The sequence below is a fragment of the Odoribacter sp. N15.MGS-14 genome (assembly GCF_000980245.1).
In the GTDB taxonomy this organism is placed as follows: Bacteria; Bacteroidota; Bacteroidia; order Bacteroidales; family Marinifilaceae; genus Odoribacter; species Odoribacter splanchnicus.
This window is the reverse complement of the sequence record NZ_LARE01000094.1, coordinates 1-8,057: the sequence shown is the minus strand read 5'-3', so window position 1 is coordinate 8,057 and position 8,057 is coordinate 1. Positions and strand designations below refer to the sequence as shown.

The 8,057-nt window shown below is 39.2% G+C and carries 8 protein-coding genes; all 8 read right to left on the bottom strand.

The features are described 5' to 3' along the window. The coding region (locus tag WS34_RS13545) for an STN domain-containing protein (RefSeq protein WP_046405447.1) at positions 1 to 962 on the bottom strand (962 nt) is incomplete at its 3' end. Positions 963 to 1,042: 80 nt separating this feature from the next. After that, positions 1,043 to 2,212, bottom strand: a complete 1,170-nt coding sequence (locus WS34_RS15750; RefSeq protein ID WP_087384366.1) for a FecR family protein — start codon at positions 2,210 to 2,212, stop codon at positions 1,043 to 1,045. A gap of 132 nt (positions 2,213 to 2,344) precedes the next feature. Then, positions 2,345 to 2,890 carry an RNA polymerase sigma factor gene (locus tag WS34_RS13535; RefSeq protein ID WP_022159413.1) on the bottom strand — a complete coding sequence of 182 codons (546 nt, stop codon included), beginning with the start codon at positions 2,888 to 2,890 and terminating at the stop codon, positions 2,345 to 2,347. A gap of 223 nt (positions 2,891 to 3,113) precedes the next feature. Continuing rightward, entirely contained in the window at positions 3,114 to 3,446 is a 333-nt protein-coding gene (locus tag WS34_RS13530; RefSeq protein WP_087384369.1) for an RNA polymerase sigma factor, read from the bottom strand. Between the two features lie 272 nt (positions 3,447 to 3,718). Then, positions 3,719 to 4,303, bottom strand: coding sequence for an RNA polymerase sigma-70 factor (locus tag WS34_RS13525; protein WP_147345765.1), 585 nt, complete (start codon positions 4,301 to 4,303; stop codon positions 3,719 to 3,721). Positions 4,304 to 4,426: 123 nt separating this feature from the next. Then, positions 4,427 to 5,917: a PKD-like family lipoprotein gene (locus WS34_RS13520; RefSeq protein ID WP_046405443.1), complete on the bottom strand. Its 1,491-nt coding sequence runs from the start codon at positions 5,915 to 5,917 to the stop codon at positions 4,427 to 4,429. Positions 5,918 to 5,936: 19 nt separating this feature from the next. Further along, complete coding sequence (locus WS34_RS13515; protein ID WP_181574422.1) at positions 5,937 to 6,731, bottom strand: DUF4843 domain-containing protein; 795 nt, start codon at positions 6,729 to 6,731, stop codon at positions 5,937 to 5,939. Between the two features lie 17 nt (positions 6,732 to 6,748). After that, positions 6,749 to 8,057, bottom strand: a 1,309-nt coding sequence (locus tag WS34_RS13510; RefSeq protein WP_046405439.1) for a RagB/SusD family nutrient uptake outer membrane protein, incomplete at its 5' end; no start/stop codon positions are given.

Genomic DNA, 8,057 nt, shown 5'->3' with positions numbered 1-8,057 from the left:
GCATCTTTTAAAATAGTAATACTTTCAATTCTATTGACATCCATGTCATATACTTTTTGAATAGTTGTCTCAAAACCATCCAAAATAAACAATGGTGCCGAGGAACCTTCTTGAAAAGATCCTTTACCACGAATTGTAAATTCAGGCAATGTATTGGGGTTGGACCCCATCACATTATTCTCAGTAATTTTAAAACCTGCATCTAATGCACTCAATGTCGTAAAGATATTTGCTGTATGTACCTTCTGCAAATCTTCTTTCTTAATTGTCGTAACTGCTCCGGCAAATCCCTCTGTCTTACGAGTAAAATACCCATTAACTATCACCTCATCTATCTCTGCAATCTCCGCCTTCATCGTTACATTTATTTCATTGCGTTCGCCCACAGTAACTTGTTGTGTTTCCATACCAACAAAAGAGAATACCAAAGTTAATCCCTCCTGTTCCGGGCAATTCAAGACATAATTCCCATTCACATCTGTAACAGTACCGACCGTCGTACCTTCAATCATAACGGTCACTCCCGGCAATGATGTACCGCTCTCGTCCGTCACCTTGCCAGTCAACTTTCGTTCTTGCACACTGGGCTGTACAGTTTCAGGTTTTGGCTCTCTGACTCTCAAAATAATAGTCTCATCTTTAATCTGATAAGTCAAATTTGTGCCTTCAAGGCATTTTTCAAGCACCACACGCAAATCCTCATCCACAAAATGAAAAGTGAGATTTTTTACCTGCTCTACCTGTTCATCCTGATACAAAAAAGTGTAATTCGATAAATTTTCCAGAGTTGCAATAATCTCTGCCAGATTAACATTCTGCACCTCAAAAGAAACTTTCCTCAATTGAGCATATGCACTCGCCAACATCGGGAAAGTCAGGAAAAGTGTAAAAAACACAATTTTTCTACACTTTTCCAGCAATCTTCTTGGTATAAGAAGATCACATGTTCCATTTTTTTTCATAAATTTGTACAATTAAGTTAAACATTAAACGGCTTGTTTGCCGTTTTGAAAGGGCAGAGTACCCACATACTCTGTCCTGTTTATTTTTCGGTTATAAAGATCTTTCTCCCTTCCACCTTGAATCGGATTCCTCCTGTCATTTCCAGCATACTGACAATATGTTCAAAGTCATCATACCGTTTCAGATTCCCGGAAAACGACACTTTTTTCAAGGATTCATTTTGAAATACCGCCTCTACATTATACCAACGTGAAATAATATGCATAACCTCTTCCAGAGAGCGTTTCCGAAATACGAACTTTCCCTCTTTCCAAGCAATGTAAGGGAAAACATCTACTTTCTTTTTTTCCAAATTACCATCGGTTCCAACCATTCCCTGTTCACCCGGCATCAAAATAACCGTTTGATCGGCTACAGCAAAGCGGACAGCACCTTCGACAAGAGTCGTCTCGATCCGATTCTCCTCTTTATAAGAATAAACATTAAAACTAGTACCCAATGCTTCTATCTCCGCCTCGCCGGTGACCACAATAAAAGGATGTTCTTTATCTTTTGCTACCTGAAAATAAGCTTCTCCTGTCAAAAATACTTTCCGTTCAGTACCTGCAAATTGCACTGGATATCGCAATTCGGAAGCCGAATTCAGATTCACAACCGTACCATCCTGTAAAGTTACCGAATACTCTCCGCCTCTCGGAATTTGTAAAATATTATATTGAATTTTCCCGGTCTGTTGCCGGCCAATATAGCTCAAACGTTCTTTAGCAGTGTGTATTTCAGCTCCAGGTTGTACCAATATCGAATCCATGTCCGGGCCACCTAACAAAATCCGCTCTCCATCAGCAAGTATCAGTTCCGCTTTCGCATTTCCAGGTAAAATATTTTCAGTCATCAGCCCGACCGGATACCGATCATCTTTATCCTGCAGTACAAAATAAAAAAGCCCGCTTACCAATAGCAACAATACCGAAACAGCTACAGCAGTCACTTGAAACAATCGGACTCTCCTCGAACGATGTTCACATTTTTGCCGTATCTTTAGGTAGGCCATCACCAAATCCACCTGTTCCCATTGTTTACTTTTCGAAATGATAAACTCCGAAGTCAGAACCTGACGATACAGTAGTTCATTCTCCGGAAATTCCTGTCGCCACCTTCCAAGTGTTTCCTCCTCCTTTTCGGTCAACTGCCCCTGGACAGCTTTCGACAATAAAAAAGCAACTTCCTTATAATTTTCAAACTCTGCCATAGAAGCTTTATTTATTCATTACACTTATACGACACTTCAAAAACAAAAAGGAGGTAAAAGAAAATTGTTAAAAGTGAAAATAAATACTCTTACCGCTGGATAGATAAAAGTAAATAGCAGAAAACAAACGAATTAAGAAAACAGGACAGCAGGAAGAAAAAGAAATAATTTTCCAAATTTTTCCTTCAAAATTTTCCTGGCTATCTGCTTTTGCTTTTTTACGGTCTCTACTGCAATATCTAATTTTTCTGCAATTTCTTTAGCACTATAACCTTCTAATGTTAAAGAAAACACTGTCCGGCAAGCAGGAGGCAAATCCTCCATTGAATTCATTACCAAACGGAAAGTCTCTTCTGCTATATAATTATTGATTTCAGTAATATTTATCTCTTCTGTAAAAGAACGCGTTGCTTCATTTCTTATTTTTTCAGCCCGTAAATAATTAAAACACTTAAAACGGACCATCTGGTAGACATAAGCAGAAAAATCACCGACAACACTCCAACGTTCCCGGGTTTCCCAAAGCTTCACAAATACTTCCTGTACCAGATCTTCAGCTATAGTTTTGTCTCCCACATAATATAAAGCAAAAGAAATCAGAGATGGGTAGTAATCTATAAACAAATTACGGAAAATTTCATCTTCTTCTATTCCTTTGATTCTAAAATATTTAGACATAAAGCAGAAACGATTCTAATAAAAGAATTCATACAGCGGCACAGATCTATAACCCGCTCATGGCCAAACAAAATTAAAGATTAAAACAGTAGCTGCCAAATTTTTATCATCTATTATGAACCTTCATCTACGGCAGAGCTAACCGGTAAAGAAAAAATAAGCGGAAATTTGCAACAATAGGAAACCGGACTATCTGGATTATTTCCAGGAAGAATGCTATTTCTCAAATCAAGACTAGTCCGCAATTCAGTGAAATCCCGGAAGTATAATTTCCCAATAACCGACGGGCATTGTCCCGATCACGAATCATATTCAAAGCCCTGTTATATACTGCTTTGTAGAGCCAGCCAGCCAAAGATTTGACATTCGGAAATTGCAAGGAAGAATCCCATAACCCGATCATACACTCCTGAACAATATCCTCCACTCCGACATTTTCATGGGTCAGCTTGGCCACATAGGTACACAATGCCGGATAAAACTCCTCGTACAATTGCTGCCAGGCAGTTTCTCTTTTTTTGTTCAGGTCTACTATAAATCGTTCATTATCACGCATAGTTCTCCTCCGGTTGTGTGGCAAATATAAAGAAAAAAATAAAAAATAACTCTCCTCTAAACTAAAATCAGTCCAGACACCATTACCTAACGAAAACAGTAATAACGAATAAAAGAGATACTCACCGACGAGAACGTAGAAAAGGAAAATGAAACATTACCCCCGTCCCTTTGTTTCGTTCCATTTTTCTTTTTACTTTTGTAATGGGTTTCGAGATAACTTATGTTATAACCCTCAGGACCAGAAAATGTTGGAGCAGGATCTGGTCCTTTTTATCTCAGGCGCCTGAGCGAAAAGAATGCAAATAACAGAGAAGCGGGAAACTCTTTTCTAAGAATTTTGAGTCCCAACGAAATATGAGTTTTGACAGTATTCACGGAAACACCCAGTATTTCAGCGATTTCTTTATATTTTTTACATTCGATAAAACATAGCCGCATAACTTCTCCACAACGATCCGGAAGCTGATTGATCCGGTTCATAATTTGCCGGATCAATTCTTCATGTTCGGAATAATCGGTCTCGGCATAGAGCAGATTTTTATACGATTCATTCTCTTCGTGCCGGGCCCTTACTTTCAAATGATCCAGGTAGTTCAGTGAACGGTTACGGGTAAGACTCAAATAGTAAGGCAACATCGGTTGAGTAAAATCTATTTTCTCACGTTGCGTCCATGTTGTCAGAAAAACATCATGTACAATATCTTTGGCAATATCCGCATCCTTCACAAAGCTCATCGCATGAAAACACAATGGCTTGAAGAACCGCTTAAACGAATCTTCAAACTGTAACTTAAACTCACATTCACTTACATATCCTAACATATTATCTTTGCCGGAATATTGATTTACGTGCAAATATAATTTTTTTAAGGATATTAACAAAGTATTTATTCCGGAAGGTTCCCTGATATAAAAGATCACTGAATCGGTAACATACGGCAATCCCGGAACCGGGATTGCCGTATGTTTACCGACGATTTACCACCAGGGATTAGAATCGTATCCTTTAGCCACGACACATTTTCCCATCACATTCCGGTGGAGGGTCACCTCCTTGCTCATCAGATCCACAATCGCAAAAGAACCCTTGTATTCTTTCGGACTACCGGCATCATAAGTAGCAATGATCAACTGAGTTTCTTTTGCCGAAACTGCAACTGCTACGGGTTTACCGATATCGTCCGGCAATGTCACGAAATCGGCAAGCGTGGGTTTTAATACCGGAGTCGTATAGACCTTATTGCCTACCACAAAATACCAGTCGTTTTCAGCGACCAATACGCCCTTGGTATCGGCATCGGCACCAGTCAAAGGAAGAGTTTCCATTTCCAACAAATGTCCGTCTTCATTCACTGCAGGTTCTTCTTCCGTCGCTTTTTTGAAATCGATGTACTCAAAAGAGATCAGATTGATTTTTCCTGTTTGTGCTGTTGCCATCGACATGACATGAGCTCTGGAAACATACTTGTGGATAATGGTCTGCCCTTCATAAGAGGGTTGATTTTTTATTTCCACAACTCTATCCAAAGCATACGGATCGCTCACTAATCCCAGGGCCGGATCATCGATCTGGTTTTTCAAAATATAAAATTTCTTACTCAATTCATCGAAAACATATACATAAGTATAGGCAGAAGCCGGATTGCTCCAGTAATATTCTTTATCATGCTTAGCTGCCCGATATAATAAACCACTATTATAAGAATAAATTTTACCATTAGAAACATAATAAACGGCATCCGTCAACATGTAAACGGCATCTGTCGGATTGAATGTATCTCCCTCATAGATAAAACTCTGGTCGTTAATCAATCCACTCGGCACAAATGCGCCGTTATTCGTCATAATTACCGGGTTATCCCCTTGGCTGGTAATAATATTGAATGAATAGAAATAATCATTTAAAGAAGAAATATTTCCAAAATGATCGATTATCGCTTTCGGCTGTTTCCCCAATGCATAGTCTCCGATTTTAGTAGCATGCAAACACTCGGTAGTCCCTTCTTTCGATGAGAAATATGACAATACGGCGGACTGGTCGGGTTCTTCACACAAGAAATAATATCCCCAGGAAAAATTCGAAACTACATTCACATTAAAATCCACAAAATACTTCATACCGTTTTTTGTGTCTGTAACGACATAACGGCAGTCGTATTTTCCAACATTCAATGTTTCGGGAACAAAATAAGCCAAATCACGGTTCGTTCCGATCTCTTTCCCTGCCAGACTCCAACTATATTCCAATCCCTCCTCCGAAGCCTGCAATGAACGGCCGATCACCGGATGTATATTCAACACCTCTCCTCTCATCACCGAAGTATCTTCTGTGACACCCGTTACAATCACTTCATTCACTGCTTTATAGTCATAATTTCCTTTGTCTTCTGCACAACTATAAAATAGCGTAATCAGAACAATGATATATAATCCAATACTCTTTTCAAAAACTTGACATCTATTTTTCATAGCAAACAATTTTTAAATATTAAGGAAGCGTAATTCTAGGTTTCGAGGTATCTCCATCCGGATAAACTTCATGATCTATAAAATACTGCTTCAGCTTACTGATAAACATAAAGGTAGAAGGATACCAACTGGGATAACCGGCATAATAGGGCATTTGGTCCCAATATAACAATTTACCGGTATTCGGTCCCCATTTTTCGACATTCGGGTCGGCTCCATAAAAATAAATCTCCTGCCATTTCGCATATTTTTCCCGAACGAATACACCGAAATATCTTTCCCAACTCGGCCACCAGGATGGAGCCTGCAAGATATCTGAAAAGACCAGTTTAGCTGCTAACAATTCGGAAGCTCCTACCTGGAAATTTTCATTATTTTCAATATAAAGGGTAATTGTCCGCGATTCTTTTTTCAGGATGGGGGTCCGGTTGACTTTTACTTCAAGGGTATCCCGTAAAGTACCGGATTGGATGACCGCTTTTTCTATAACCGACATATCCCAGTCGGTCCCGGTTGCAGTAGTTTTCTTTTCATTTACAACAACCTTATAATGCCGGTCTGTTTCTGTCTTCAACCCAACCGAATTCACCGGAATTTTAAAAGTATAACTGGTCACCGAAGGATCATCCATCGCAAAAGAATATACCAGGCTATCTACTCTTTCAGTTGTTTTTCTTCCATATTGATCCAATTGGAAGGGTAGATCGAAGTATATATAATTCGTCGAATTATCGAATCCGTCGATATCCTGATCACAAGCCACTTGTACCATTCCTATCAGGCACAAAGTCATATATAATATTATCTTCTTCATAGATTTGTCATTTAGCATTATTTCTCTTCTTTCGGGCTCTCATTAGGTGAAAATTCGTATTCATCGTCCGGAATCGGGAAAATATATTTATCCTTTGTCGGAGCGATAATAACTCCTTGTTTTACATAAAACTCTTTATACAACCGTTTATAAATCATAAACATCCGTCCTTCACCGATAAAATCTTTCCGCATTTCACGCATCAGAAATTCCATGATTTCATCATTTCCATAGGAACCGTTTAAACGGGCCAGATTACGGGATTCCCGCACATCGTTCAAATAACCGAGTGCCTTGACATTATCTTTACCGATCATTGTCTCGCAAGCGACATAATATACTTCGGCCAAACGTAAAATCGGAATCTCCGGATAATAGGGCAAACGTATAGTTCCGGGGTAGGAAGTTTCCTCAAGTTTACTGAAAATATAATAACTTCCACCGTTCGACGGTTTCCCAAACCAGAAACGCAAGCGATTGTCCGTACCGGACCCATCCGGAGCACGTCCATAAAGATCGTTTAAGTATATGCTATATTGATTGGTATTGATACAAAAGTTATCGGTCTGATTCCCTTTTTCAAAACCAAAGACTTCTTTGGTCACTTCCCAAAGATCGTTCTTATAGAACCCAAGGATCGTCTCTTCTCCCAGATTCTTATCATATAATTCATCTTCCCGGTTTGTCAAGACAAATAATTCATTTTGTTTACATAACTGAATCAGTTCATCGGCAATTTCGTAAGCTCCCGGTTTATTCAATAAGGCCAGCTCTAGCCGCATCAATAGTCCTTTTACTGCAAACAGATTCATCCGATCACCCCGACGTTCCAACACGGAATGATAATCGAGCATAGAAGTATTCCCATCGCCATATCGTTTATTCCCGACGATCGGATCTTCTTTCAACAAGTCCTGTGCTTTCAATAAGTCGGCTTTCGCTTTTGTCAGCACCGAGCGCATCGACTCAAATTTTTGAGCCTCGACATTAAATTGAGTACGATAAGAAATACAAGCCTGATCGAGGTCACCTTCTTTTTCAATTACAGGACCATACATAGCAGCTAATTCCATATGCATAAAAGCCCTCAAAGCATAAGCTTCCCCTTCGATCAATTCTGAATATTTTATAGAGCTTCTATTAGATTCCAAGGATTCCAGAATATAATTGGCCTGTGTGATTCCTTGATACATCGCCGACCAAATTGCATCGAAGCGGGATTTTGCACTCGCATCTTCATAATCGAATTGAGACTGTTTGTAATAGCTGTTCTTACTTTTGGAAGACAAATCCCAGTATTGTGCCAACACATCCATCATACCATAA

Bases quoted from the DNA above. Each gene is read 5' to 3' on its own strand.
- WS34_RS15750 (WP_087384366.1), bottom strand. From the start codon at position 2,212: ATGGCAGAGTTTGAAAATTATAAGGAAGTTGCTTTTTTATTGTCGAAA.
- WS34_RS13530 (WP_087384369.1), bottom strand. From the start codon at position 3,446: ATGCGTGATAATGAACGATTTATAGTAGACCTGAACAAAAAAAGAGAA.
- WS34_RS13515 (WP_181574422.1), bottom strand. From the start codon at position 6,731: ATGAAGAAGATAATATTATATATGACTTTGTGCCTGATAGGAATGGTA.
- WS34_RS13520 (WP_046405443.1), bottom strand. From the start codon at position 5,917: ATGAAAAATAGATGTCAAGTTTTTGAAAAGAGTATTGGATTATATATC.
- WS34_RS13535 (WP_022159413.1), bottom strand. From the start codon at position 2,890: ATGTCTAAATATTTTAGAATCAAAGGAATAGAAGAAGATGAAATTTTC.